General features: G+C 52.4%; 28 protein-coding genes and 1 pseudogene. 20 read left to right on the forward strand and 9 right to left on the reverse strand.

Going from position 1 to position 26,369, the window contains the following annotated elements:
- Positions 1 to 26: 26 nt before the first annotated feature.
- The 3 genes from radC to AC0XWG_RS23565 all read right to left on the reverse strand — a co-directional run bounded on the left by radC (position 27) and on the right by AC0XWG_RS23565 (position 3,148).
- Positions 27 to 536 (reverse strand): RadC family protein, encoded by a 510-nt coding sequence (gene radC / locus AC0XWG_RS23555; RefSeq protein WP_003092330.1) that lies wholly within the window; start codon positions 534 to 536, stop codon positions 27 to 29.
- A 351-nt stretch (positions 537 to 887) separates the two neighbouring features.
- Positions 888 to 1,952, reverse strand: a complete 1,065-nt coding sequence (locus AC0XWG_RS23560; protein WP_003092331.1) for a PDDEXK nuclease domain-containing protein — start codon at positions 1,950 to 1,952, stop codon at positions 888 to 890.
- Entirely contained in the window at positions 1,949 to 3,148 is a 1,200-nt protein-coding gene (locus tag AC0XWG_RS23565) for a tyrosine-type recombinase/integrase (RefSeq protein ID WP_001062689.1), read from the reverse strand. Before AC0XWG_RS23565 ends, AC0XWG_RS23560 begins: the two co-directional genes overlap by 4 nt.
- A gap of 313 nt (positions 3,149 to 3,461) precedes the next feature.
- Between AC0XWG_RS23565 and AC0XWG_RS23570 the strand changes: the two genes are divergently transcribed.
- The 13 genes and pseudogenes from AC0XWG_RS23570 to AC0XWG_RS23630 form a co-directional block, all read left to right on the forward strand.
- Positions 3,462 to 3,674: an Hha/YmoA family nucleoid-associated regulatory protein gene (locus AC0XWG_RS23570; RefSeq protein WP_022652191.1), complete on the forward strand. Its 213-nt coding sequence runs from the start codon at positions 3,462 to 3,464 to the stop codon at positions 3,672 to 3,674.
- A 176-nt stretch (positions 3,675 to 3,850) separates the two neighbouring features.
- The gene (locus AC0XWG_RS23575; RefSeq protein ID WP_040115272.1) at positions 3,851 to 4,492 is read left to right on the forward strand and encodes a hypothetical protein; all 642 of its coding nucleotides are present in this window, start codon (positions 3,851 to 3,853) and stop codon (positions 4,490 to 4,492) included.
- 291 nt (positions 4,493 to 4,783) lie between these two features.
- Complete coding sequence (locus tag AC0XWG_RS23580; protein ID WP_022652192.1) at positions 4,784 to 5,857, forward strand: competence protein CoiA family protein; 1,074 nt, start codon at positions 4,784 to 4,786, stop codon at positions 5,855 to 5,857.
- Positions 5,858 to 6,384: 527 nt separating this feature from the next.
- A complete protein-coding gene (locus tag AC0XWG_RS23585) occupies positions 6,385 to 6,777 on the forward strand; it encodes a hypothetical protein (RefSeq protein ID WP_022652193.1) in 393 nt (130 codons plus the stop codon).
- A gap of 409 nt (positions 6,778 to 7,186) precedes the next feature.
- Positions 7,187 to 7,417 (forward strand): hypothetical protein, encoded by a 231-nt coding sequence (locus tag AC0XWG_RS23590; RefSeq protein WP_022652194.1) that lies wholly within the window; start codon positions 7,187 to 7,189, stop codon positions 7,415 to 7,417.
- 152 nt (positions 7,418 to 7,569) lie between these two features.
- Positions 7,570 to 8,775, forward strand: coding sequence for a hypothetical protein (locus AC0XWG_RS23595; protein WP_015063155.1), 1,206 nt, complete (start codon positions 7,570 to 7,572; stop codon positions 8,773 to 8,775).
- Positions 8,776 to 9,019: 244 nt separating this feature from the next.
- The gene (locus tag AC0XWG_RS23600; protein ID WP_015063156.1) at positions 9,020 to 9,679 is read left to right on the forward strand and encodes an HNH endonuclease; all 660 of its coding nucleotides are present in this window, start codon (positions 9,020 to 9,022) and stop codon (positions 9,677 to 9,679) included.
- A 114-nt stretch (positions 9,680 to 9,793) separates the two neighbouring features.
- Positions 9,794 to 10,201: a hypothetical protein gene (locus tag AC0XWG_RS23605; protein ID WP_015063157.1), complete on the forward strand. Its 408-nt coding sequence runs from the start codon at positions 9,794 to 9,796 to the stop codon at positions 10,199 to 10,201.
- A gap of 32 nt (positions 10,202 to 10,233) precedes the next feature.
- Entirely contained in the window at positions 10,234 to 10,437 is a 204-nt protein-coding gene (locus tag AC0XWG_RS23610) for a hypothetical protein (RefSeq protein ID WP_022652195.1), read from the forward strand.
- Between the two features lie 185 nt (positions 10,438 to 10,622).
- Complete coding sequence (locus AC0XWG_RS23615; RefSeq protein WP_022652196.1) at positions 10,623 to 11,534, forward strand: HNH endonuclease; 912 nt, start codon at positions 10,623 to 10,625, stop codon at positions 11,532 to 11,534.
- Between the two features lie 129 nt (positions 11,535 to 11,663).
- Positions 11,664 to 11,918 (forward strand): hypothetical protein, encoded by a 255-nt coding sequence (locus tag AC0XWG_RS23620; protein WP_022652197.1) that lies wholly within the window; start codon positions 11,664 to 11,666, stop codon positions 11,916 to 11,918.
- Between the two features lie 84 nt (positions 11,919 to 12,002).
- Complete coding sequence (locus AC0XWG_RS23625) at positions 12,003 to 12,314, forward strand: hypothetical protein (protein ID WP_032610398.1); 312 nt, start codon at positions 12,003 to 12,005, stop codon at positions 12,312 to 12,314.
- A gap of 430 nt (positions 12,315 to 12,744) precedes the next feature.
- Positions 12,745 to 13,212, forward strand: a pseudogene (locus tag AC0XWG_RS23630) (IS3 family transposase); the annotation flags it as partial.
- A 207-nt stretch (positions 13,213 to 13,419) separates the two neighbouring features.
- Here the strand turns inward: AC0XWG_RS23630 and AC0XWG_RS23635 are convergent.
- Positions 13,420 to 15,459 (reverse strand): ATP-dependent helicase, encoded by a 2,040-nt coding sequence (locus AC0XWG_RS23635; protein ID WP_040115271.1) that lies wholly within the window; start codon positions 15,457 to 15,459, stop codon positions 13,420 to 13,422.
- Positions 15,456 to 16,214 (reverse strand): hypothetical protein, encoded by a 759-nt coding sequence (locus tag AC0XWG_RS23640; RefSeq protein ID WP_223866328.1) that lies wholly within the window; start codon positions 16,212 to 16,214, stop codon positions 15,456 to 15,458. Before AC0XWG_RS23640 ends, AC0XWG_RS23635 begins: the two co-directional genes overlap by 4 nt.
- Before the next feature lie 385 nt (positions 16,215 to 16,599).
- On the opposite strand from AC0XWG_RS23640, the gene AC0XWG_RS23645 reads away from it, so the two are divergent.
- Complete coding sequence (locus tag AC0XWG_RS23645; RefSeq protein ID WP_001067855.1) at positions 16,600 to 17,304, forward strand: IS6-like element IS26 family transposase; 705 nt, start codon at positions 16,600 to 16,602, stop codon at positions 17,302 to 17,304.
- A gap of 326 nt (positions 17,305 to 17,630) precedes the next feature.
- Positions 17,631 to 18,131 carry a non-heme ferritin-like protein gene (locus AC0XWG_RS23650; RefSeq protein ID WP_001752509.1) on the forward strand — a complete coding sequence of 167 codons (501 nt, stop codon included), beginning with the start codon at positions 17,631 to 17,633 and terminating at the stop codon, positions 18,129 to 18,131.
- A gap of 316 nt (positions 18,132 to 18,447) precedes the next feature.
- Here the strand turns inward: AC0XWG_RS23650 and AC0XWG_RS23655 are convergent, their stop codons facing one another.
- From AC0XWG_RS23655 to AC0XWG_RS23670, 4 genes are all read right to left on the reverse strand, one after another.
- Positions 18,448 to 19,428, reverse strand: coding sequence for an IS5-like element ISKpn26 family transposase (locus AC0XWG_RS23655; protein ID WP_040115270.1), 981 nt, complete (start codon positions 19,426 to 19,428; stop codon positions 18,448 to 18,450).
- Between the two features lie 277 nt (positions 19,429 to 19,705).
- Positions 19,706 to 19,987: a helix-turn-helix domain-containing protein gene (locus AC0XWG_RS23660; RefSeq protein ID WP_000780222.1), complete on the reverse strand. Its 282-nt coding sequence runs from the start codon at positions 19,985 to 19,987 to the stop codon at positions 19,706 to 19,708.
- Entirely contained in the window at positions 19,968 to 20,297 is a 330-nt protein-coding gene (locus AC0XWG_RS23665; RefSeq protein WP_000493286.1) for a type II toxin-antitoxin system RelE/ParE family toxin, read from the reverse strand. The genes AC0XWG_RS23660 and AC0XWG_RS23665 overlap by 20 nt, the downstream gene beginning before the upstream one ends.
- Before the next feature lie 603 nt (positions 20,298 to 20,900).
- Positions 20,901 to 21,905 (reverse strand): IS110-like element IS4321 family transposase, encoded by a 1,005-nt coding sequence (locus AC0XWG_RS23670; RefSeq protein WP_000427623.1) that lies wholly within the window; start codon positions 21,903 to 21,905, stop codon positions 20,901 to 20,903.
- Between the two features lie 187 nt (positions 21,906 to 22,092).
- Here AC0XWG_RS23670 and AC0XWG_RS23675 point away from each other — a divergent pair, with 187 nt between their 5' ends.
- From AC0XWG_RS23675 to AC0XWG_RS23695, 5 genes are read left to right on the forward strand one after another with little or no spacing between them, the layout of a single operon-like run.
- Positions 22,093 to 22,701, forward strand: a complete 609-nt coding sequence (locus AC0XWG_RS23675) for a TetR/AcrR family transcriptional regulator (RefSeq protein WP_004393990.1) — start codon at positions 22,093 to 22,095, stop codon at positions 22,699 to 22,701.
- On the forward strand, positions 22,698 to 23,849 hold the full coding sequence (locus AC0XWG_RS23680; RefSeq protein ID WP_032430843.1) for an efflux RND transporter periplasmic adaptor subunit: 1,152 nt from the start codon (positions 22,698 to 22,700) through the stop codon (positions 23,847 to 23,849). The genes AC0XWG_RS23675 and AC0XWG_RS23680 overlap by 4 nt, the downstream gene beginning before the upstream one ends.
- Entirely contained in the window at positions 23,846 to 25,051 is a 1,206-nt protein-coding gene (locus tag AC0XWG_RS23685) for an ABC transporter permease (protein WP_040115262.1), read from the forward strand. Before AC0XWG_RS23680 ends, AC0XWG_RS23685 begins: the two co-directional genes overlap by 4 nt.
- A 1-nt stretch (position 25,052) precedes the next feature.
- Positions 25,053 to 25,763, forward strand: coding sequence for an ABC transporter ATP-binding protein (locus AC0XWG_RS23690; protein ID WP_004393997.1), 711 nt, complete (start codon positions 25,053 to 25,055; stop codon positions 25,761 to 25,763).
- A 28-nt stretch (positions 25,764 to 25,791) separates the two neighbouring features.
- Positions 25,792 to 26,319 (forward strand): hypothetical protein, encoded by a 528-nt coding sequence (locus AC0XWG_RS23695; RefSeq protein WP_044258217.1) that lies wholly within the window; start codon positions 25,792 to 25,794, stop codon positions 26,317 to 26,319.
- Positions 26,320 to 26,369: the final 50 nt, after the last annotated feature.

Consider the following 26,369-nt stretch of genomic DNA (forward strand, 5'->3'; position numbering starts at 1 on the left):
GCAAAAAGGGGCCGAAGCCCCTTGGGCTAGATCAGCCCATGCTCGGCGAACGATGCCGTTTCGTTGCCCGCAACGATGATGTGATCGAGCACGCGCACGTCCACCAGACCCAACGCTTCCTTGAGCCGCTGGGTCAGCGCCCGGTCAGCCGCGCTCGGCTCGGGGTTTCCGCTCGGATGGTTGTGCGAAACGACGACCGCCGCCGCATTGAGCCGCAGCGCCTCCTTGACCACTTCGCGCGGATACACCGACGCACCGTCAATAGTGCCGTGGAACATCTCCCTGTATTCGATCAGACGATGGCGCGTATCCATGAACAGCACTACGAACACCTCATGCTCGAAGCTGGCCAACTTTGTACGCAAGTATTCCTTGACCGCCGCCGGCGAAGTGAACTCTGCTCCGCGCCGCATTTTCCGGTCAATGACCTGGCGCGCAGCTTCCAGAATGTCGTCGGCCGATGCCGGTAGATAGCGCCCGTGCGCGTCGCGCACCAGCAGACAGGAATCGAACGAGGGAAAGGACAGTTGCGACATGATCGTGCTCCGGTTGCTCGGGCGGAATTGCCCGGAACCGGCGGCAGCACGGCGCAGCGCAAGCAGTCAGGGGTCGCAGACGGCCGCCAGGACGCAAGCGCGCATGGCGCGCGCCGCCCTTGACGGCGAGAACGCCGTGATACGGTGAAGGGAACAGCAAGACCGCCCACACCCGCCCACTGCACAGAGTCGATTTTTGGCAAGCGGAGCGCGCAGGCCCGGATCAACGAGCCGGGACGGAGGCGTCAGTGATGGAAGCCCGACAGGGGCGAGACTCGCGCAGCGAAGCTCGATGCGCAGCACGACAGCGCGACGGCGGCACGCCGGGACGCCCGACTGCTTGGGACAGGACTACTCGTTGTCCGTCTTGCGCTGCTCGATTTGCAACTGCGCCCGTTGCGTTGCCTGTTGCAGCCGCTCCACCAGCACGCCCCTCGGCGGCAAGGCGGTCAGATACTCGGCAACGTGGATGCCGGACTTGTCCAGCTCCAGCAATTCGATCTGCTCGCGCTTCTTGCCGGTGCAAAGGATGATCCCGAGCGGCGAGGCTTCCTCCGGCTCCCGTTCGTGCTTGTCTAGCCACCGAAGGTAAAGCTCCATCTGCCCTTTGTAGGCCGCCTTGAAGTCACCTACCTTCAACTCCACCGCAACCAGCCGCCGCAGCTTGCGGTTGTAGAACAGAAGGTCAAGGTGGAAATCCTCGTCGTCGATCGGAATGCGCTTCTGCCGGGCGACGAATGAGAAGCCCGCGCCCAGCTCCAGCAGGAAGGACTCCATTTCACGGATGATCGCCGCTTCCAAGTCGCCTTCCTGCCAAGTGTCCCGCAGGCCCAGGAAGTCGAGGATGTACGGGTCGCGCATGACCAGGGCCGGCGACATGCGCTGCGCATCGCGCAGGGTCGCCAACTCCTGCGCTATGGTTTCTTCCGGCTTTTGGGAAAGCGCCGTGCGCTCGTACAGCATCGAGTCGATACGCTCGCGCAGCGTCCGCACGCTCCAGCGTTGGGTGCTGGCCATCTGTGCGTAGTAGTCCCGCTGGAGCGGGTCTTTCAGCGGCATCAGGGCGATGAAGTGCGTCCAGCTCAATTCTCGTATCAGTGATACGAGAATTCGCTCGTCGGGGAAGGTGGCGGCGAACTGCACCATGCGGCGCAAGTTCTGCTCTGCAAAGCTGCTGCCGTACTCCTCCACCAACTGCGCAGCCAAGGTGGGCAGAACTTCCTTGCCGTAGGCGCCCCGGCGCCTGTCCAAGACCTGCGTGTGGATGCGTTGGCCGATGCGCCAGTAGAGCATCGTAAGCTCGCTATTCACCGTCGAGGCGGCGCGCAAGCGCGCCGCCTCGATCAGTGCCCGAATGTCGCCCAGCAGCGCCGCGGGCGCTGCGAGCGATGCTGCTGATGGCCGGCGCCCGTTCATGCCACCGCCTCCGCAAGCTGCCGCGCGCCCGTGATGGCTTGGCGGCGGCTGGCCACCAGCTCGGCCGCCTCGCGCACCGGCTTGTCCTCGGTGTGGACGTAGTGCATGAACATCGCCACGGTCTTGTGGCCCGTCAGCTTCATTCCCACTTTGGTCGGCACACCGGAATTGGCAATGTCGGTGGTCGAGCGATGACGGATGCCGTGCGTGCCTACGTGCGGCACGCTGGCGGCCTTGAGCGTCCGGCACCAGCCGCCATAGTGCTCGCCAAAGGTCAGGTGCTTGGCCGGGTCGTTCGGCGACGGCAGGACGTAAGGGCAGCCTTCCAGACGCGGCGCCGTCGAAAGCAGCCGATAGGCTTCCTCGCTCATGGGCTTGGAAATGCCGCCAACCTTGCTGTCGGGCCACACCACGCGCCGGTTCTCGAAGTCCAGCCAGCTCCATTCGAGCGGGCAGATTTCGGAGCGCCGCGCCGCAAACTCGAATTGCAGCCGGATCGCCAACGGGATGACGTAGTTCTCCAGCCCCTCCGCCTCCAGTTTCTCCAACTGGCGGAAGATCCGCACCATTTCCTCGTCCACGATGAGCCGGGTTTCCTTGCCCGGCGGGTACATCGGGACGTGGCGGCACGGATTCGTGCCGTCCGGGCGGAAGCCCCAGACTTCGGCCAAGTTGAACATCTTGCGCAGCACGCCGAAGGTCTTGTTGGCCTCGGTCGGCTTGTAGGCCAGCTTTTCCATGAGCCCCGCAATGTCGGGCCGCTTCACGTCATGCACCTTCTTGCGGCCCAGCAGCGGGATGATGTTGCGGTCGATGACGCCCTGGTAGCCGTCCTGCGTGCTGACCTTGTTGCGCTTCTTGGAGTAGTCCTCCATGAACTTTTTGCACAACTCGGCCATCGTGGGCGCCTTGCGCGCCTCGGCCTTGGCACCGCCGGGATCACCACCCCGGCGAACCTCGGCCAGCCAGTCCTGCGCTTTGACCCGCGCCTGTTCGACGGTTAGCTCCCCGTAGAGTCCCAGCGAGGGCTTGCGGGGCTGGCCAGAGTTCGTGCGGTACTGGAGCATGAACACCCGGCGTCCCGTCGAGGTAATCTTGCAAAGGAAGCCGGGCACGACGGTATCCCGTAGTTCGATGTCCTTCGCCTGGGGTTGCGCCGACTCTACGGCGGTCTTGGTGAGCTTGATCTTTGCCATGATGACTCCTTGGAACGACCCGGATTCCAGGAGCCAGATAGGAGCGGCGCGAGGGAGAACCGGGTCAAGTTTCAGAAAGCACCGGCATATGATGGAAGCGCGTAAGCTATTGATAAACCTGCTGTATCGGGCTACGTCGCAGTCCAGCGAACTACCGGGCTGGAGTCATCGTGAAACAAAAAAAGGGGGCCCGCCAGTTCAGCAACGAGCCGGAGTTATACGTCAAATAGTTGCAAAAAAAATTAGATTCCCGGAACAAATCCACATAAGATTGGGATACTGTACTTTTGCTGAAAATAACTTAAGGTTGACCATGTCCGAAACTAAACAGGCGTATTTGATGAAATTTCGTAAGTGCTCTTCATTTGACACACTGGAAAAAGTATTTGAACGACTCTGTGAAAAGAATGTTGGTATAGTTTCACTAGAAATTTCCGGGGCATATGACCATCGAAAAGCTGAATTGACAATGAAAAAACTCTACGATAAAGTCCCCGCCAGTGTATGGACCCTGGTTCGTCAGTAAAATGAAAATCCCGGGAACCATTATACAGCCGACGTTTAACAAAAAGAGGTTTATGAAATCGTCTGTTGAACATATAAATTTATTAAATTATTTATTACCACCTCTGGGAATTAGTTTAATCAGAAAAGTAATAACTTCACTTAAAATGCTTTACTTGCTCTGTTGTGGTAAAACGCATGGGAATTAAACCTTTATTAATTTTAACTCTTCCATTCATCTCCTTTTATTTAAACGCGGCGAGCCTAAACGAGTTCAGTCAAAAACTGGATGAAGGTTACCGTTACGCCTGTAACGCAACTCAGACGGGCAACGCAGAGGTTGCCTCTCTGGCGCTTGAGAACTACAGGGCAAATTTCACTACCTCAGACCCAAAAGTTGGTTTCAGCCAGATAATGAATGATGAAATAAACAAGGTTGTCTCGAATTTTTTCAGAATGGGCATGATCCAGGGGAACACCAGTACTGCGGCCTGCGAGACGCCTTCGGAGTTGCTGAGTCAGACCGCTTTGGCGGTATATTCCCGACAGGAAAAGGCGGCGTTGGCATCGAGCCTTGATGCTGTCCGCTTCACTGAATATGCGGCGCAGGCCTACCCGATTTTTGATTCAATCCGGAGTACAAGCATCAGTGAGGATGAAGTAATTAATCAGATTAATAAAATTGGGAATAATGCAATTATAAATGACAAGAATGCTATTGACGCCAGCAATGCGACAAGTGCGATGAAAAACGTAGTGACTGTACTTTTTTCTGCCCGGAGTGACCCGGAACTTATGCAATTTATGATGGGTTATATTGATCAACACAAACTGGATTGAATGTAGGGTCCAGTATTTATATTAAATCAGCTTTCGTCCTGAAAGTGAGCCCACTGTTGGAATGCTCACTAATTCCGGTTCCGTCCGTATTAATAAGTCTCACTGCTGGTGGAGGGACGGGCAACCGGAAAAGTAGCTTTTTACCAGCATAGAATTGCCATCGCTTTATCCATTTGCCCCTGCCACAGTAATAAAAGCAACTTAAAAACTCATGAAAAAAGACCTCTTATCGAAATGTCATACTGCTTTCGTCCGATATAGTGAATGTCTGTATGCTGCGGGGGAAATAACATGCGAAAGAGCTATACCTATGGGATTCCTTTCGGACTCCATCGCGAAACTGGACGGTATCTGGACATCACGGAAGTAAGCAGAGGGAGTGCATGCAACTGTATCTGCCCCGGGTGTCGTACGGATTTGATCGCCAGGCAGGGTGAGGTCAAACTCTGGCACTATAGCCACACCACGGACCTCTTCGGTGATTGTGACGGCTTGATGGAGGCGATTCGGGGAAAAATTATTGAAGTTGTCCGGGAAAGACATCTTCTCGGTTTCCCGCATCTTCTGGCCGGTTATGAAGGCGGGAAGGTGCCACTTGATGAGGTAAGCGGCAGCGGAAGCATGTTCGGCGCCACGGCAGATCTGTTTGTGAAGGTTAACGACCTCTGTGTCGCCGTGTTTCTTGATACCGATCGCAGCGTGGCCGGGAAGCTGACGTTCGACCATCTCCATCCCTCGGAAATGGTAGCAGCATTACGTATCGATCTGCCGGATATAGAATACGAAATCAGTCAGGTACAACTTGGCAGGCGAGATGGAACCTACAGCGAACGTATCGAGAAAATTATCATTGATGAGACGGAGTCACGAGAGTGGTTGTATCATCCCATGATGCAGGAACTGGGGACTGAACCCCTGAAGGTTTATCAGGGCCGTGAGCCTGCGGAAGCAGGACCACTTCTCCAGCGTCTTTCCGACTGCTACATGAAGCTGCCGGACATCTTACCCCAGAGCATGAATACGCTGATAAGAATGCAGCAGGACACCATCGTTTGTTTGTGTCGGCTCACCGTCAGAGCATCCAATATAGCCCAGACTGATGAATTTCCGCTGTTTATACGTTACTTCCGTCTGCATTGTCTCGACACCAGTGAGCATGTGAATTACGAGAAATTGCTGAACTGGCAGGACATGATCACAAAATCACAGGAAGGGCAGTCGCTAACGATGGAGGAACGGGATTATCTCCAGGAAATCGCCCGTATTGGCCTCTACAACCACCGACTTAAAAGTGTCTGCCTGACGGCCTGCGAAGACAGTAAGGTGGCAACAACTGAAGGACCAACAAATTTCTCATTGCTCTGAAGGGGGCTGGGGAGTTACGGGCCTGGCGGGCATGGAAACGTAAACAAAATCTACTTGCTCGCCTTAAGCAGTAATGGGTTGTTCATTTCTTACATGGTCTCAGAGTACCTATCATGATCAGTCCGGTAATATAAACTGGCACAGCCATCATAACAGCCCAACGCTAATGGACATACATTAGCGTTGGGCTGTTATGGCCGAAAGACTGGATCAGGAGTTCCGGATTTTTGCGCGGTAGGTGTGTTTGATCCTTTCAATCGTGGCAAGAGATGCATTCCAGTAGCGTTCAGCGTCGGGGCGATATTGGTCATCGAAGATGCAAAGATTCAATAATAGTGTAATTAGCGTCTCCTGGCGGCAAAGTCAGTCGGCCGGAACTGGTAAACTGTATTCCACCTCACCCGGGCTGGCGGGCGACTGACGTCTTGCCGGTTCATAGCCGGTGGTCGCGTCTGACAATGCGGTGTCCTGCCGGTAGTGACGCTGGCAGGGAGGTTTGCCAAATATACCCTACAGGGACTTCAGGAATGAATACGTTCGAACAGTTTAAAGCACAGGTCACCCAACATGCCTGTGGACTCGGTCCGGAACAACTGGCCGGGTACTGGGGGCGGTCCACCAGCGGCGAATGTGTTTCGCCATCGTATGAAGTGTTCAGGGGTTATCCGACCCGCCATCCGCTGGCGGAGTTTGTGGAGATGGCTGCATCCCGCAACGGCATCAGGCCGGATGACTACCTGGGTGATTTACTCCGGGGGCCGCATGAGGTTGTCGGCTCCCTGACGGATGACAGCACGTCACCCGCCGCCAGCCTGCCTGTCTATTTCTTCCCGGGTGCCGGGATTTACGCTGCGGCGGTCAGTGATACCGAGGTGCTCGATGTCTGGATGAGCTGGCCTTGCTACCCGGAAAACTGGTGAACATCCGAAACCGGGTTAACCGGCCGGGGATGATTTCCACGACAGCTGGTGCGGACGTGATAACACAATTGCATGTCCTCATCCCTAATGCCCCCTGCCAGACCCTTCCGTGCGGTCAGGCTTCGCCTGATTCCCGATCGGCGCGTATACATCAGGCTATAACTCTTTGTTTTCTTTTTATTTTCTTCCTGTTTACTCGAAATTCGCGGGCGGCCTTGCCAGGGCACAATTGTCAAATACGTGATACTGATGGCTGCACATTGTTAATGTCGGGCACGATGTTTTGTAGTTAACAAGCACTAGTTGGATGAGGACATGCAACTTCATGATGTATCTGACGCTGTTGACTCATGGCAGTCGCCAGTTCAGTTACACCATAAACGTTAGCTTTTAATAAGAGAGGGTTACTATGTTTAGAACTGAGCAAAAGTCAGAGCATTTAGGCCAGGTCATGATGATTGATCCGGAGCTGGTTGGGCAGGGCATAGAGGTTGGACAGGTCGTTGTGTTTGATCTGGGGCACGCCAGCAAAGGCGTTGTGCATTTGATGCGCGAAAGCAAAAAGCGTGATTGTTTTTCCCCTACAACAGAGCGCAAACAGACTTTCAATATGACCGATCAAACTACCAAGGGAGGTTGATACGGGTAAGACGACTGTGGGGCACATCTCACACTGATGATGAGGTCATGCAACCTATTAGTCACCGACTTGGCTGATGTTATGATGTACATCGCTTTCATCTCTTTAGACCGGTCTGAAGTAGAGTCTCAATAATCCGTGAGGAATTCGTTATGAGCCGTGAAGTACCTGCTGGTAGGTTTTTTTGTATGGATGAGTTCCACAATCATCATATGAACGATGATGTCATTCGCGAAAGGCTCCGCTCAATAGACGGTATCCCCGGTGTGAGCTATCAGGTATATGGCGATAATGTTTTCGTGTTCGAGAAACTTGTCCAACTGGTGAAACAGAATGGCCATAACCTGGCAACAGCCTTAGACCTCGTTCCGCAGGCAACAATGACCGCCTCAGAGGCTATTGAGGAGTGGTCGGTCTTCCCGGCGCCATATTCTCGTGAGATCAATAATACCGACCATAGTCAGGCGATCTACCACCCTTATTTCAATGCGTATTTGCCCCGGAAATATCCTGACCGTGACGCCTGTAATGCGGATGCGACCAGATTGCTTCTCGGTAATCCTGTCGAGGGTGAGGGGGATTTTGTCTACCGGGGGCAGTCCATGATCCTTCGCCAGCCCTTTACACTCGACCGTCTTCCCCCACGGCCTGAATGGGATGTGCCGGTGTATGAAAATCCCGGTGCCTACACGCATCTCTGGAACACGGATTTTGTCAGTGGCTTCGCGCCGGTTTCCGAATCTTTGTTTAACGAGGTTAAATCAGCGGAGTGGGAATGGAACCACGCTATCGCCGCGACATGCGCGTACATGGGAAATCCGGAGTGTTTCGCCTCGTTGTGGCCCCGGGCGGGAGAGTTCGGACTGGAGCAGCTGGAGCTCAAATCCAGTGACGTTGACGAACTCGATCCGGAATACCACCAGCAATTCCAGGCTATATACCCGGAGCTGTCCATGTTGTCCCCGGCCGCTATCCAGAGAGCCTATGACGAGTACTGTGAATCGATGTGGGAATACCCTGAGAGGTGCGACGGATTTCTTTATCACCTTATTGGCAGTACCGTCAGTTCGAATGTGTCCCGCGACAACCCGGAAAAAACAGGAAGACTCATCGCACACGCATGGCTGACAGGAGCCTCGGTTGAGGATGCCTATCGTTTTGGCTCAGAGGCTCAGCAGTTCGATACCGCTCTTTCTGGGCTGGCGTATCAGGTATCCGTGGCCATGAAATTTGTTGCCGGTGATTCTGCGGCCGCAGGAAATGAAGGCCATCCGATCAGCACACTTTCCGATACCTTCCGTCAGATGAGAAAAGTAAGTAGTACCCTCCTGACGGCCACACAGAACGGCCGGAAATGATAAGCACTAACCAATATGGATTCTAACAAAAAGCACGATGAATACGTCGACTGGCTCATTGAGCAGGCAGACGATCATGAAATAAATGCCATCAGCTCAGGACTCAGAGATGCGTGGGAACTTTGTACGACCTTTCTGGCCTGTGTTTTGCTCGGCAGTGGGATGGTTCTTGCCTGCTTAAATATCACTCAGTAGGGAAATCTGATGACAACTCAAATTGAAGTTATGACGGTCGCTGAGCTGCATGCTCAACTACAACAGCTGGTGGATGATTGGCTCGGAGATATTCCGGTATGTGCGACAGATCTCCGCGCCCGGTAACGGTACCGGCGGCGACATTTTTCCGGTGAAAACCCAGCAGGACTACCGTGCCGCCTACCGTAAGCTCGAAGCGGATGGATATGCACCGGCCGTTATCGAACAAATGACCACAGGCGCTGCCTACAATCTGGCTTATCCACGAATCCCGTTAAAACGCTCTGAGAACGCCACCAGCGAACGGAAGCGAAAACCTGACGTGGACATTCAGGGAGAGCCTTGCGAGCGCTTTGTGACCCAGCGGAGCGGCGCAGCGCAGACAAAATTCAAGAATCTCCTTGTTGAGAATTTCGCGGGTCGGTGTGCGGTCACGGGATGGGTTAATGGTGGTGTGCTGGTAGCGGCTCATATCGAGCATGGGACGCGCTACAACCCTTCGAACGGCATCCTGTTGACGCCGACAATGCACGCGCTGTTTGACGCGGATCTGATGGGTATAGACCCGTCCACACTCACCGTTCATTTTAAACCGGGCATCGAGGCGGGAGAGCTGTTTGAAGGCAAAACGCTCAACCCGTTGGTGTATGACCTGGATACAGACCGGCTGGCTGCTCGCTGGGCTGATTTCCTCGGTACCGAGGAATAGATGGAAAATCCAGCCTATACCGGATGACAGTGTTTCCTGGTTAGGCACCTCATTCTGAGATGTGCTGACTGCACGCCACCATTTTATTGAAAACCGACAGAGTTGATACCACTAATGCCAAATTACCTTACGGGATATTTAAAAGCGACCATTGTTATTTTATCTGCGGGCCTGTCAGGTTGCGACCTGGCAAATGGTGCGACGGAAAGTGGAGTGTATCAGAAATACACGAATGGACCTTTCAGGGAGCCGACTATCGTGATGAGTCCGGGCTGGCGAATGGATGACCACGGCAAGGAAGCACTTATATTCGGGAGCAGCCAATGCCCAGATGCTAACGGCAACACTACGTCTGAGGGCGGTTGCGTCCTCATTGAGAATCACTCTGAGACTGTCGCGGTCATCGTTGTTGATGCGACAAAGCAATTCCGACGCCAGGAAACATGGACGATTGAACATAAAAAGGATCGGACCATTGTGATGCGCCCGGATAACAGTTATGTGATGCCCTGGGTAAAATAGCCAATTAAGTTAATCAAATTAGGATTCATACTATGGGCATTCAAGATTTGGTTGGAAAAGAAAGAGAGCTGATCGTCGTCGCACTACTGGCCCTGCATCGTGAACGCGTTAATAGTTTTAATTCAGCTTGCACGGCATGTTCATTAGCGGGGAAAGAATGGCCGGAACAGGAAATGTTTGGTATTAACGAAGTAATGAATGCCCTCCGCATGGTTGGTGCTTTGCCTGTGAGATAATGAGACCTGCTAGCTTCGCATCTGGCTGATTGATTGCCTGACCTATAACGGATTTCATGAGTTTTGAAGAGATTCTGATGTGGACGCCGTGAACAGGCCTCTTAGCGACGAGGGCTCGTTTTTATGACTAGGCGTGGACGCCAGTGCCAACCTGAATGAACAATGGGATGCAAACCGGAAACAACATGAACACCAGAGTGAATAAGCCTCAACCCGTCAGGCTTCGCCCTGTCTTCCAGAAACTGGAAGAGCTGGGGTTAACAGGGGAAATTATTTCCATTCGCACGGACGGGAAAACTGGAACCTTAACTCCAGACCTGAAGCCTGGTATCTTCAAAACGGGTCCCTGCCAAACGAAACGGATCATGACCGGCAACTGGGTTATCGCTGACTCAAGGGACTACTTTGAACATGTTGTTCTGTGTGTTGAGCGTCCAGACGGAGCCTATGACATATTCACCGGCTCTTTCATAAAATTATATCCGGTTGAAAACTGCAAAAGCAAAATCGTCGAAATGAGTAACCCTGTCCTGGTGGGCATGACTTACTCCATCCGGAAGGTTTTTAATGGAGGAAAGTTCAGTCGGCGAGGAATTGCCTATCTCTCGATCCCCGCAGTAACATCAACAAAAGTAACTTTTCCTTCCCGAACGTATCAGGAGGGGCAGGAACAAATCACAATGTCGAGCCCGGACCAGGCACCATTTTCCGAAGATGTCCGGAAAAACTGCGCCGGTACGTGTGTTCTTACCGGCGTTCGAGCCAGACAAAGAACTGAGGCAGCGCACATTAAACCCCGTCATGCTGGTGGTGAGCCGGATGTGACAAACGGGATTCTACTGCGAAGTGACATCCACACCCTCTTTGACAATTGGCACTTTTCAATCGACCCTGATTCAATGAAAGCCCGTTTCAGCCCGGATGTGCTCTCCGTCGATAAAGACTTGCTACAACTGGAAGGCAAGCAAATTGATTTTTCCCGCTTGCAAATGCCTATCAATATTGAATACCTGCGACATCACTGGAACGAATTTTTTAACCGTCATGGCAATCCATTCAGAAAGAAAGAGCCAAATAATAAAAATCAACAATTATGAAAAACGCCCAGTTAGCAGCAACATGCACTATGAGGCTATGTTAGCCTAATGGCATTCTTATTTGATAAAGCTTGCTACAAGAAGTTTTGTCAATGTTCAACCTGTTTATCAAACCTATGGAGATTATTTATGACTGGGAGTGGTATGAATACTGTACGCATAAACAATGAAGTGAAACACATCTCAGAGTTAGATTCCGAGACCCTTTCTCTTGAATGGAATAAACTGAAAAACGAAAATAACGAACTGTATCGCTGCATAAAGGAAGCAAATTCTGGTTGGCGAGGTTTTGTCCTTCGTTTGATAGGGGTTCATCTGCCTGATGGTAAAACAATTGTCATTCATGGTGTTAGCACTAAAAATGAATCTACTCACACTGAATAATACACAATAGAAAAACTGTTAGTATCAAAGATCACAATGAGGCTATGTTAGCCTTCGAACATTCACAAGAACTAAGAAATTCAAATGGCTTACGTTCAATTCGAGGTAAAAATGATGGCAGATATCAATGACTCTTATTATGCTCGTAACGAAAAGTGGATTAGGCCAGCACTGATTGCTTTTATATTTGCATTTGGCAATAGTCTCGGTGATATTCTCGGGGTTGCGAGCCCCATAGTTTCCACAGCAAGTATGTGGTTGGCTGCAATTGCGTTTATTATCACTGGTGTAATGGTGATGTTTACAGATACGATTTCAGCACATATTTTAAAATTGTTGGCGGTCGTGGCACTGTTAGGGGCAGTCATCACTTTAGTGATTCGCTATTTCACATAGAATCCCTCAATGAATGCACCGCTTGCACGCTTTCTGAGTTATTGTTTCCCTTTATAAACGTCGGCTTATGTATAGCGTTCATCTGCACAACGGGGACGTTGAGTGAATGAGAACTGCCGGATTGCGTTCCTGCATTACCACAATCAGAGATCCTGGTTGTGGTTTCTAAGAAAATTCTGAATATCGGTTCATGAGACCGGTGGTTACAACTTGTAATATATTAGACTTAGCTTTTGATTCATATATTTGTACTATACCCACATCATTTATATGGATGTAGGTCGCTATGGCGTTAAAAGGCAAATTAACTCTCAATGATGCAGATTATGCTCCATTTGAACTTAATGGGGTAGGCGTCTTTATGGCCTTTTCCGGAAACGGAATATACAGAAATCACGGTGGTTGCAGGGTTGTGCCGGATAATGGACCTAAGCGCTGGGCGTACCTCGCCGTTGTTCTCGACCTGTTCTCAAGAAAACCAGTGGGCTGGGCCATGTCGTTCTCGCCGGACAGCAGGCTTACCATGAAAGCACTGGAAATGGCATGGGAAACCCGTGGTAAGCCCGTCGGGGTGATGTTCCACAGCGATCAAGGCAGTCATTATACGAGCAGGCAGTTCCGGCAGTTACTGTGGCGATACCGGATCAGGCAGAGTATGAGTCGGCGTGGAAACTGCTGGGATAACAGCCCAATGGAGCGCTTCTTCAGGAGTCTGAAGAACGAATGGGTGCCAGCGACGGGCTATGTAAGCTTCAGCGATGCAGCTCACGCAATAACGGACTATATCGTTGGATATTACAGCGCACTAAGACCGCACGAATATAATGGTGGGTTACCACCAAACGAATCAGAAAACCGATACTGGAAAAACTCTAACGCGGTGGCCAGTTTTAGTTGACCACAACAGCACTGAGGTATCTGACGAGCAGTACGAACGCTTTCTGGGGCACAGCACGAGCAAGCAGGCTGAACAGATCCTACGCGGAGAGCAGCCAGCCAAGGGGCTTCAGTATGCAAAGCGAGCGAAGAAGCTCGCTTCTGAAAGAAAAGCCACAATTGATCTGGATAACGAGCACCTGTCTGAAATCGAAAAGTATCGGTAGCCCTAGACTTTTAGCCGCTGAAGATCTCTTAGATACCATTGGTGAAACTTGCTGAAGTCAGCCTTCTGTTTCTCTACCGTGCTGTTATAGATCGCATCACTGGCAACCGCACAAGCAGTCCAGCCAGCCTCATAGACGAAGCGAGTAGCTATCGGTGACTTCTTCGGGGTGCTATCCCAGCGGTTTTTGAGCCACCGCGCAAGCCCTTCATCAAGAGGGACAACCAGATTTAGCTGCTGTTTTGTGCGAGTGATACCGACATAAAACAGCCGACGTTCCTCCTCGATTTCCTCTTCGGCCGGAGGGGTGTTCATCGATGTGCGAACGCTGTAAACATCATCGGGTTTGCCGCCAGGAAATTCCTGCTCATTCAGCCCGATCAGTATTACGTTATCCCACTCCAGCCCCTTGGAACCATGCAATGTGGAAAGAATGAAGGGATCGCAGTCAGTAGCAGCCTCGCCTGGATTCAAGATAAGGTTTAAAAACGTGCGGGAATCGATCTTACTGGAGTCAAGTAGCTCCCCGATCCTCACGACCCCTCGTTGCTGGTCGTTCGATCCAGTGCGAGTTACACCCTCAGAGCCAACACTATCAATGAAACCCTCCATACTCAGGCGTCGTAACACATCGATAGCAGGCGTTTCCTCTCCGTCTTTCTGGCAGATAGTGGCGAGCCTGCCCAGCCGATCTTTTTGGTATTGTGCGCCCTCGAATAACTGACCTAGAGCAGACCATAGGTCGGCGTGCGGAGCCATCAATCCACTGAGCGCCGCTTTGAATTGCCCTTTCTGCCAGCTAAAACCAGCCTCCTTCAGAAAGCCGTAAACAATCGCTTGTTTGTTGGGATGGTTTTCCAGTAGCCGCAGATCGCCGTACACAGACAGCAAGACGCCAACTACCAGTATCCCGATTTCGGTGCGGGTGTGTAATGCGCTTGAACCATTGAGGTAGCGATAAGGTAGCCCACACAGGCGTAAAGCAATTTCCGCCTCAGCAAGGTTCGCCTTAGTGCGGGACAATATGGCTTGTGTTCCACTGCTCACCGAGAGGTTTGATAGCACCTTGGATAGGCAGTTATCAAAGTGCAATCTGACCTCTGTTTTGGGGGTGCTAGGATGACTGACACAAAGCTTGGTCAGCTTTGTAGAGTTGCGCCGAATTACCGAGTTAGCCATCAAGGAAAGCTCATGGCCAAATCTGAACGTGCATGACAGTTGAAACACCTTCGTATTCGGGTAGTGCCTTTCAAACAGTCCGCCGATAAAGTCTGGTCGAGCACCACGCCACTCATAAATACACTGGTTAACATCACCAACAGCCATAACTGACGTATCCGACTTAGATAGCAAGCGGGTCATGTCATGCTGTATCAGGTTAACGTCCTGATATTCATCAACAATGATGTGCTTGAAGTGGGCACCAAGGCTGCTGTCATTACGCAACAGTGCGACAGCCTCAATCAAACAGTCATCAAAGGTTCGCAGACTGTTTTCCTCCAGCAGCTCACAATAGCGGCCATAGGCGCGAATAAACTCCCGTTTGATGTTGCTGAACGTTGGATCATTGGCAGCATCAACAGGAGTTACGGCCGCCGCCCGGCAGCGAGCAATAAACAGCTCGAAGTTTTCAATTTCATTGGGGTCAATATAATTCGCCTCATGGTCAAAGCCATAGCGGTAGGCTTGCTTTACCAGTTGCTCATAGCGGTAGTCGCTTGGAGTAATGAGGTCTTTCTTCTTGATTATCTGTTGGCGTTCTCCGTAACCAACAATCTTTAAGGCCAAGCTGTGGAACGTGCGGATTTCTGGAATCACGCTCGACATCAGTGCCGTCTTCAACTTCTCCGTGAAGCTCACCTGCGCCGACTTGTTGTACATCAGGATCAGAATGGAGCGAGGATCAGTTCCCGTCTTGACCAGCCGCTCAACGCGCTTTACAAGTGTGGTTGTTTTCCCGCTACCAGGTACGGCTTTTACCAACGCATGTCCGGTGTCATGGCTGACAATACTTTTCTGCTCCCAAGTCAGTCTTTTTGTCATGCCTTAACCTTGTAATTGGCGCACTGACGGGCCTCGGTGTAGGGAACGATCTTTGCCTTACTGTGACATTGCAGATAGCCATCCTCCCATCGGCCTGCTTGCTCGCACATAATGCAGTTGGGAAATAGTGAATGAGGATCGGCGTGACGGATAAAAGCTCGTAAGTTATCAGCCAGCTCAGCGGCCCCTAACGATCTAGGCCATGTGTTCACGTCAGAATTGATTGTTAAATCCACTTCAGCGAGCGGCATCGTTTGTTCGTTGAGTCGGCCGGAACCACTTAAACTCCAGACAGACATATCCACGTTACCTACTGAGCAGACGCCGCTACAGGTGTCCACAGATTGAAACGGGGGAAGCCAGTTGAATACTCTCAGGATCTTCTCCTTGATCGAGTAGGCCCCGGTAAGCAACATCTGAATATCAGAGGCAGATTGGACCTTAAACTCAAGAATCGGGATACCGGCTTCGATCTTGTCTTGAGAGCAGGGGTGTGTGACACAAATCTCTACGTAGCAACGCCTTTCGCCAGTCGTATCATACAACATCACGTCTGGTCGCAGCCCTGTGACCTTATCGTGTTTTTCCAGCTCTGCCTGATCGAAAAATTGAGTCAAGTTGTAGCGTGCAGGCACGGATTTTACGCACTGACGTGCTTCGTCTCTAACTAAGGCTAAATGAGAACCATTACAGGCAACCCGGCGCTCCAGCTCAAGGCTAATAGGGGTTTGAGGTCCAATGATGTAAAAAACCACGATAAGAAGATAACCTGCTGTTTTTATTTAAAAAAAGCAGAAACCTTTCTGTTGTTAATGTTTTTTAATTTTTCCCCTTGAAAAATAAAGGATTGCCCCACTATCATGGTCGAATAAATAACTAATTTGTGCGGATTTAGGAGGCCGCTTGGAAAAGGGAAAAGATCCTACGCCAAGGCTTTTTTAGCAGAAAGGTGTCAGTAACTACCTGAATTAACCCTGCTACGCCGTTTTTGCGTAAGAAACCGAACGTTTTCATACCGTTGGCCTTCAAACCACTATGGAAAAAATAAAAGGGTGATGTGATTGAGTAAAAAAAAATGGCACTGTTGCAAATAGTCGGTGGTGATAAACTTATCATCCCCTTTTGCTGATGGAGCTGCACATGAACCCATTCAAAGGCCGGCATTTTCAGCGTGACATCATTCTGTGGGCCGTACGCTGGTACTGCAAATACGGCATCAGTTACCGTGAGCTGCAGGAGATGCTGGCTGAACGCGGAGTGAATGTCGATCACTCCACGATTTACCGCTGGGTTCAGCGTTATGCGCCTGAAATGGAAAAACGGCTGCGCTGGTACTGGCGTAACCCTTCCGATCTTTGCCCGTGGCACATGGATGAAACCTACGTGAAGGTCAATGGCCGCTGGGCGTATCTGTACCGGGCCGTCGACAGCCGGGGCCGCACTGTCGATTTTTATCTCTCCTCCCGTCGTAACAGCAAAGCTGCATACCGGTTTCTGGGTAAAATCCTCAACAACGTGAAGAAGTGGCAGATCCCGCGATTCATCAACACGGATAAAGCGCCCGCCTATGGTCGCGCGCTTGCTCTGCTCAAACGCGAAGGCCGGTGCCCGTCTGACGTTGAACACCGACAGATTAAGTACCGGAACAACGTGATTGAATGCGATCATGGCAAACTGAAACGGATAATCGGCGCCACGCTGGGATTTAAATCCATGAAGACGGCTTACGCCACCATCAAAGGTATTGAGGTGATGCGTGCACTACGCAAAGGCCAGGCCTCAGCATTTTATTATGGTGATCCCCTGGGCGAAATGCGCCTGGTAAGCAGAGTTTTTGAAATGTAAGGCCTTTGAATAAGACAAAACGCTGCCTCATCGCTAACTTTGCAACAGTGCCCCTAATCGTGTTCAGCAGAATAGCCGGAGGAAGTTTCCTACTGTCGATAAGAAAGGATTGGCACAGGGAGTGTGAATATCGAAACACCATCACAGAATAATGCCAGATAGAAATGCGATAGTAGGGTTGGATATTTAAATAAGGAGCATCCCGACTTAAAATGAATATGACTGCGTAACCAGGCGCAATAAAAAAAGCGAAAGAATCGCTTTTATTCTGGTTGTTTTTTCGAAGAGTGACCGTTTTCTGAGATGACAAGAAATAAGGAAGTCCTATGATCGCTAGCGGAATAGTTCAAAAACTGAATGCGCAAATGAATCAGGAGTTTTATACCTCAAATTTGTATCTTCAGCTCAGCCAGAGGTGCAGCGAGAATAGCCTTAATGGCACCGCACTATTTTTGCGTCATCAGGCGCAAAATACGGTGACGCAAATGATGCGCATGTACGAATACATCAAACAGAGCGGCGCCACGCCGGTGTTACAGGAGCAACACGCCCGGTGCGGTGAATTTTCCACGCTGGAAGATCTGTTTGAGCAGACGGTAAGCGATTACCAGAAGCGCATTAATGCGCTGACCTCTTTGACGGAAGACGCCCAGGCAGCAAACGATAAGTCAGCGATTAACTTCCTGAAGCGATACAGAAAAGAGGAAATCGTGGACGGGACGCTGTTGCAAATCATTCTGGATGAAGTCCGCAGCGCTAAAAAAGCGGGCATCAACATGCAGCAAACCGACCACTATCTGGTTGGCGTGATCGATCGCTATCACTAAATCAATTTCGCAGTACGAGGAGGTTTTACGCCTCCTCAGAAAATCTGTTTTACATCAGAAACAGAGGTTTATGCCAGTGAACATTTGATACCCAACACGTCATAGTGATTTTTTAACTTAGCGTTTTTATATCGTGCCAAAAATGTCTCTGCTTGTGTCTTTATATTAAGGAAGGTGCGAATAAGCAGGTCATTTCTTCCCAAGCTGACTCGCTGATTAAAATTTCGCGGATCTGGGCCGATTTTTTTCCCGCAAACACATCGAATCAGCCTATTTAGGCTATTTTTTCCACCATTTCTGGCGTTATTTCCGGTTTTTACTGAGATCTCTCCCACTGACGTATCATTTGGTCCACCCGAAACAGGTTGGCCAGGGTGAATAACATCGCCAGTTGGTTATCGTTTTTCAGCAGCCCCTTGTATCTGGCTTTCACGAAGCCGAACTGCCGCTTGATGATGCGAAACGGGTGCTCCACCCTGGCACGGATGCTGGCTTTCATGTATTCGATGTTGATGGCCGTTTTGTTCTTGCGCGGATGCTGCTTCAAGGTTTTTACCCTGCCGGGACGCTCGGCGATCAGCCAGTCCACATCCACCTCGGCCAGCTCCTCGCGCTGTGGCGCTCCTTGGTAGCCGGCATCGGCTGAGACAAATTGCTCCTCTCCATGAAGCAGATTACCCAGCTGATTGAGGTCATGCTCGTTGGCCGCGGTGGTGACCAGGCTGTGGGTCAGGCCACTCTTGGCATCGACACCAATGTGGGCCTTCATGCCAAAGTGCCACTGATTGCCTTTCTTGGTCTGATGCATCTCCGGATCGCGTTGCTGCTCATTGTTCCTGGTAGAGCTGGGTGCCTCAATGATGGTGGCATCCACCAAAGTGCCTTGGGTCATCATGACGCCTGCTTCGGCCAGCCAGCGATTGATGGTCTTGAACAATTGACGGGCCAGTTGATGCTGCTCGAGCAGGTGGCGGAAATTCATGATGGTGGTGCGATCCGGCAGGGCGCTATCCAGGGATAATCGGGCAAACAGGCGCATGGAGGCGATTTCGTACAGGGCATCTTCCATGGCACCGTCGCTCAGGTTGTACCAATGCTGCATGCAGTGAATACGCAGCATGGTCTCCAGCGGATAGGGCCGTCGGCCATTGCCCGCCTTGGGATAAAACGGCTCGATGACAGCGGTCATATTCTGCCATGGCAGAATCTGCTCCATGCGGGAGAGGAAAATCTCTTTTCGGGTCTGACGGCGCTTAGTGCTGAATTCACTATCGGCGAAGGTGAGTTGATGGCTCATGATGTCCCTCTGGGATGCGCTCCGGATGAATATGATGATCTCATATCAGGAACTTGTTCGCACCTTCCCTAAGTCACCGGCGGCTTGCCTGCCACACATTGAACATTACAGACCAATTAGCACTTTGTCACCGGGGAAAGATGTAAAGATTATGTATAAATAGATTGGCTTAGAAGTGACATTTCAACTTTGGAGAAACAGGTGACATTTTAAACTTGCTTTAACAAAATTTTGGGACTGACCGAAACAAAAAGGCCAGCCCCGGAGGGCTGGCTATTCAGTACAGGGCAATGACAGGTTTCTTGATGCCGCAGGCGTGAGCGTAGCGGGTCAGTGTGTCGATGCTGGCTTTGGTGATGTTGTTTTCCAGGCGAGAAATAACCGGAGGTGTAACCCCCATGCGTTCAGCAACCTGCGCTTTTGTCAGGTTGTCATGCTTGCGCCATTCAGCAAGCAGCTCCCTGAGCTTTTCCTTACGTTCTTCTTCCTGCCATGCAGCGCGATATTCATCGTCCTGCATCCACTCGTTATGCAGTTCTTTATGGCTTACCAGTTTCATTAAGTACCTCCGCTAACCGCTTTTTGGCGAGATCGATTTCTTTCGCTGGCGTTTTCTGTGACTTCTTGATGAAAACACGGAGCATGATGATGGTATTGCCTTTGTGGTATACCCAGATTCCCCTGGCTATGTCCGTCCCCATCGTGCGGATCTCAAAAAGTCCATCGCCCAGGGGCTTCGTGTCCGGCTCCCGCAGTAATCGGGCGTCATACTCCAGTTTGCCGATGAGACGGTCAAACTTCACCCTGATTTTTACGGGTAATGCTGTGGCTTCTTCCCTGGCTTCCGGGTGATAAACAACGCTAAACATGTGACCTCCCATTTCTATTAATATTAACCTATAGGCTAATTTCAGACAAGGTAGAATTAACCTATAAGCTAATTTTGTTGGCAGTTATCGTGGCTACCCGGTCACTACCCTGTTAGCGTGAGTTTTCGTTCCACTGAGGAACGGGGATTTATGCGCGTTAGCGCATGTAAGGCGGCAGGATGAAATGACAGGTAGCACCGAGGGTTAGCCGCCGATACCAGTGAGGGATCGAAAGGGATCGCCTATCCATCCCTTCACCCTGCAAAGCCATATTCCGCTAAAAGCGGCTCAGAGGCTTTTGTGCGCGGTCGGAGTGGTCACAACAAGGGGACGTCTCAGAAAACGGAATCTATGGTCACTCCCGTTTTTGCAACACCGATTTTGACGACAAGTTGGCTTGCTTGAATCTATCCGGCGTCTGAATGGGATTTTATTCCCGCGCCTTGATGAGTTCCGCGCCTGATGAACCTCCAGAAAATATACGGCTTCAATGAGCCTTTCCGTTTTACAGGTTCCTCAACAGGCCGGTGGGCCGTTAGTATCATCAATATCAGTATTCGCAAAACCAGATCAGTAATTCTTTAAACCGGTGTATTTCTGCCGTTATGCTACATAAGTTTGCTGTCGTGCCGTTAGGGCCCAGGCTATTCTGGCCAGCTTGTTTGCCAGAGCACAAGTGACGACAAAGTTGCTTTTCCGGCACAGTAAATCCCTGACCCAATCGGCCAATTTGCCAGACTGGTGTTCCAGTTTTTGTATGAATACCCTGGCACATTGAACCAACAAAGTTCGGATCTTTTTATTACCTCGCTTACTAATTCCCAGCAATGTCGTCCTACCTCCCGTGCTGTACTGCCGAGGTACAAGCCCTGTTGCCGCCGCAAAGTCACGGCTGCTGGCGTACTGCTTCCCGTCGCCAATCTCAGTTGAAATAGTACTCGCTGTCAGTGTTCCGACGCAGGGAATGCTCAGCAAGCGCTGTCCAACCTCATCTTCGTCCAACTTTCGTTTCAACTGGGATTCCAAATCTTTAATCTGCTCAACAAGATAGTGATAATGCTGTTGTAATTTCAGCAATAACTGGCTGAGGTAAAGAGGCAAACTATTATCCTCAAGAATGGTACTCAGTCGGCTAATAACGGCAGCTCCTCGGGGAACGCTAATGCCAAATTCCAGCAGAAAAGCATGCATTTGATTGGTTGTTTTTACCTTATCCTGAACCAGGGATTCACGGACACGATGCAGAGCCCGCATTGCCTGCTGAGATTCCGTTCTGGGCTGCACAAAACGCATAGACGGACGCGATGCAGCTTCACAAATAGCTTCGGCGTCGACAAAGTCGTTTTTATTGCTTTTAACGAACGGGCGGACAAATTGTGGTGATATCAGCTTTGGGGAATGCCCCAACTCTTCCAACTTGCGTGCCATAAAGTGAGAACCGCCACAGGCTTCCATTGCGATGGTTGTAGCGGGGCATGTCGCCAAAAATTCGATCAACTTTGGCCGGGTAAATTTTTTACGGTAAACAGCCTTCCCGCGACGATCCTGGCAATGAATATGGAAAGAGTTTTTACCCAGATCGATACCAATGAGCGCAATGTTTTCCATGATAGTTCTCCGAATGAAAGCCTGTCCTCAGCATAGTACCGGGAAGGAGGGAGTGACCATCTCATTAAATAAAGCACGTTAAGCCCATTGCAGACTCTAGATATTGACGAGTACGTCGGGTTTTCTCTTGTTTGAGTTGCCTCTTGTGGTAAGATAGTAATCAATTACTATCTTACCAGGAGTGCTCGTGGACACCCATCCAAAGCATCTGCCGGCCGATGAACGTCGTGCCGTAACTGTCGAGTCCGTCGTGGCGCTTGCCGGTTCGCAAAACCCAAGCGAGATAACCACTGCGGCTATCGCTAAACACATGAACTTGACCCAGGGTGCGCTGTTTCGGCACTTCCCGAACAAGGAAGCCATTTGGCAGGCGGTCATGGAGTGGGTAGCAGAGCGCCTATTAGCCAGAATCGATCGATCCGCACAAGGAATCGAGTCGCCCTTGGCAGCCATGGAGGCGATGTTCATGAGTCATATCGAATTCGTAGCTGAGCACCCAGGCGTGCCAAGAATGATGTTTGGTGAGCTTCAGCGTGCCGAATCGACACCGGCCAAGCGCATGGTGCAAACCTTGATTCAGCGCTACGGCGAACGTTTGCATCGTCTCATCGAGAAAGGCAAGGCCAGCGGCGAGTTGTCTCCCTCGCTTGACAACGAGGCGGCGGCAACGCTGTTCATTGGCACGATCCAGGGCTTGGTCATGCAATCGCTGTTAGCGGGTGATGTGGGACGTATGCACCGCGATGCGCCGCGCGTCTTTGCAATTTATCGGCGTGGCATAAGGAGTGCGCAATGAAAAAGTTACCCTTGCAAGGCCGCACCCTGGCACTGCTTGCCGTCATCATTCCTTTGCTGGTGCTTTTTATTTATGTCGGTCTGCGATCAGGGCCGCTCGCCCCGGTCGCTGTGACGGTGGCAAGCGTGGAATCACGGGCTATCACACCGGCGCTGTTCGGCATCGGCACGGTGGAGGCGCGCTACACCTACAAGATCGGGCCGACGTTTGCCGGGCGCGTCAAACGCCTGGAGGTGCATGTAGGCGGCCAGGTCAAGGCCGGACAGGTGCTCGGCGAGATGGAGCCGGTCGACCTTGATGATCGGGTGCGCTCACAGGAGTCTGTATTCAAGCGGGCGGAAGCGGCTTTGCGCGAGGCAGAAGCCCGGCAAGCCTACGCGCAAACCCAGGCGCGCCGCTATGAGCAATTGTTTGCGGTGCGCTCGACCAGCGAGGAAATCGTCACCACCAAGCGGCAGGAACTGCAGATCGCCGATGCCGCCCTATCCGCCGCTCGGGAAGATATTGCCCGGGCACGCTCCGACCGCGAAGCACTCGTCGCGCAGCGGAGCAATCTGCGCCTGATCGCGCCGGTCGACGGTGTAGTCGCCGTGCGCGATGCCGATCCCGGCACGACCATCGTCGCGGGCCAGGCCGTGGTGGAAGTGATCGACCCCAAGAGTTTGTGGATCAATGTGCGCTTCGACCAGATCAGCGCATCGGGGCTGGCTGGGGGGCTGCCGGCTCATATCGTCCTGCGTTCGCGTGGTGGCCAGACCTTGAAAGGTCGCGTGCTGCGGGTGGAACCCAAGGCCGACGCGGTAACCGAGGAAACGCTTGCCAAGGTGACATTCGATAACAAACCAGAACCTTTGCCACCAGTGGGTGAACTGGCCGAAGTCACGGTTGACTTGCCGGCGCTCCCGGCCGCTCCACTGATCCCCAACGCTGCCGTCCAGCGTGAAGGCGATAAAGTTGGTGTCTGGCAAATCGTGGATGGTGATCTGCATTTCTCCCCGGTCAAGCTCGGCACTTCCGACCTCAATGGTTACGTGCAGGTGCGCGAAGGGCTCAAGAATGGGGACCAGGTTGTGACCTATAGCGAAAAGGCACTGACGGCGCGCAGCCGCATCCATGTGGTCGAGCATATCCCGGGAGTTTCACGATGATCAGCCTGGCCGGCCGCGACATTCTCCATGCCTGGGGGAAATTCGTCTTCACCGGCATCGGTCTGGGTCTGCTGATCGGCGTCACCCTAGTCATGGCTGGGGTGTACCGAGGCATGGTGGACGACGGCAAGGCGTTGCTCGACAACAGTGGCGCTGACCTTTGGGTGGTGCAAAAGGATACTCTGGGTCCTTATGCGGAGTCGTCCAGCCTCAACGATGACGTGTATCGCGCCATTCTCGCCATGCCGGGAGTCTCACAGGCAGCGAACGCGACCTACCTGACCATGCAGGTACGCAAGGGCGAGAGTGATGTACGCACCATGGTGGTCGGCATCGCGCCCGGTGCGTTGGGGGCTACACCCGGATGGCCTCCTTATCTCGTCGCTGGACGCCAGATCACGCGCGGTCACTACGAGGCTGTGGCCGACATCGCCACCGGCTTCAAACTGGGAGATCGTCTTGCCATTCGCCGCAATCATTACACCGTCGTGGGGCTGACACGGCGCATGGTGTCGTCCAGCGGCGACCCGATGGTATTCATTCCGCTCAAAGATGCCCAGGAGGCCCAGTTCCTCAAGGACAACGATGCCATCTGGCAAAGCCGGCGTCGCACCGAAGCCAACCCGGTCTTCAATCGACCCGGTGATCCAGGTTTGCTGGATGCCGTGATTGCTTCACAGAGCAGCAACGCGTTCGTCAATGCCGTGCTGGTCACTCTGAAACCTGGTCATGCGCCGGACGAGGTTGCCGAATCCATCCAGCGCTGGAAGCGTTTGACGGTCTACACCCGGGCACAGATGGAAGACATCCTCGTCGGCAAGCTGATCGCCACCTCGGCCAAGCAGATCGGCATGTTCCTTGTGATTCTGGCCATCGTTAGCGCGGCCATCGTTGCCTTCATCATCTATTCGCTGACGATGGACAAAATCCGTGAGATCGCGGTGTTGAAGCTCATCGGCACACGCAACCGAACCATCGCCGCGATGATCATGCAGCAGGCGCTCGCCCTGGGCGTGATTGGCTTCGTGGTCGGCAAGATCACAGCCACCTTTTCAGCACCGGCTTTTCCAAAATATGTCCTGCTCACGCCAATGGATTCTGTCGCCGGTTTTTTTGCCGCGCTCGTGATCTGCGTTCTAGCTAGCCTCGTCGCCATTCGCATAGCACTCAAGGTCGATCCGGCCGAAGCCATTGGAGGTTGAGATGAGTGGCAAAGGGATACACATCGAAAGTTTAAGCAAGCGGTATGGCGATGGTGACACCGCTGTCTTTGCCTTGAGAGACGTGAATATGCATGTTGCGCCTGGTGAAGTGGTGGGACTGATCGGCCCTTCCGGGTCCGGCAAGAGCACGCTGCTCAAGTGTCTGGGTGCGGTGATCGAACCGACCGCCGGTCGCATGACGCTGGGCGATGAAGTGATCTACGCCGATGGCTGGAAAGTCCGCGACCTGCGCGCCTTACGGCGTGACAAGATCGGTTTCGTTTTCCAGGCGCCGTACCTGATTCCGTTTCTCGATGTCACCGACAACGTGGCGCTGCTGCCGATGCTTGCAGGCGTCGCGAATGGAGAGTCGCGCGCGAAGGCACTGGAATTGCTCACAGCGCTTGATGTGCAACACCGAGCTCGCGCAATGCCCTCGCAACTCTCCGGTGGCGAGCAGCAACGGGTCGCCATCGCGCGCGGACTGGTCAATCGTCCGCCGGTGATCCTGGCTGATGAACCCACTGCGCCGCTGGATTCCGAGCGCGCCATGGCTGTAATCCGCATCCTCAACGACATGGCCCGGAAGTTCGAGACCGCCATCATCGTCGTCACCCATGACGAAAAGATCATCCCCACATTCAAGCGCATCTACCACATCCGCGACGGCGTGACCCATGAGGAAGCTGGCGAAGGGCGGGAGTTCGAATGAGAGAACGATTGAATTACAGGAGAATTTCATGACCCACCGCAAACACAGCCACGCATTTGGAACTATCACCCTGACCGTTACGGCCTGCCTGCTTTTATGGGGTTTTCAGTTGCCAGCTTGGGCTGGTGACGCTACCCAGGTTGAGCCACTGGCGCTACGCAAGATCATGCAGGAACTCGGGCGCAACATGCAGGCTATTACCGGTGCGATTTCGCAGGAGGAATGGGTTCAGGTCGTTCAGCTCGCCCCAAAAGTTGCTGCACACCCCGAGCCACCGCTTACTGAAAAAATGCGCATCCTTGCTTACCTCGGCGCTGATGCGACCAAGTTCAGAAACTTTGACGCGCAGACTCACGAGGCGGCGCTGGCCATGAAGCTGGCTGCTGCGAGCAGCGACGGCAAGGCGGTGATCCAATCATTCGCCCTATCTGTCCCCGCTGGGGTGGGAGCATATCAACCTGACCGGCGATTACCTATGGCGCAGCAGTGCCAAGGTCGGTGCGGGGAAGTTCAGGCCATTGCGACCGCTGCCACCGGCTTAGCGTGCTTTATTTAATGAGATGGTCACTCCCTCCTTCCCAGTACTATGCTGAGGACAGGCTTTCA

It is taken from the genome of Enterobacter sp. DVT3837 (assembly GCF_056238685.1).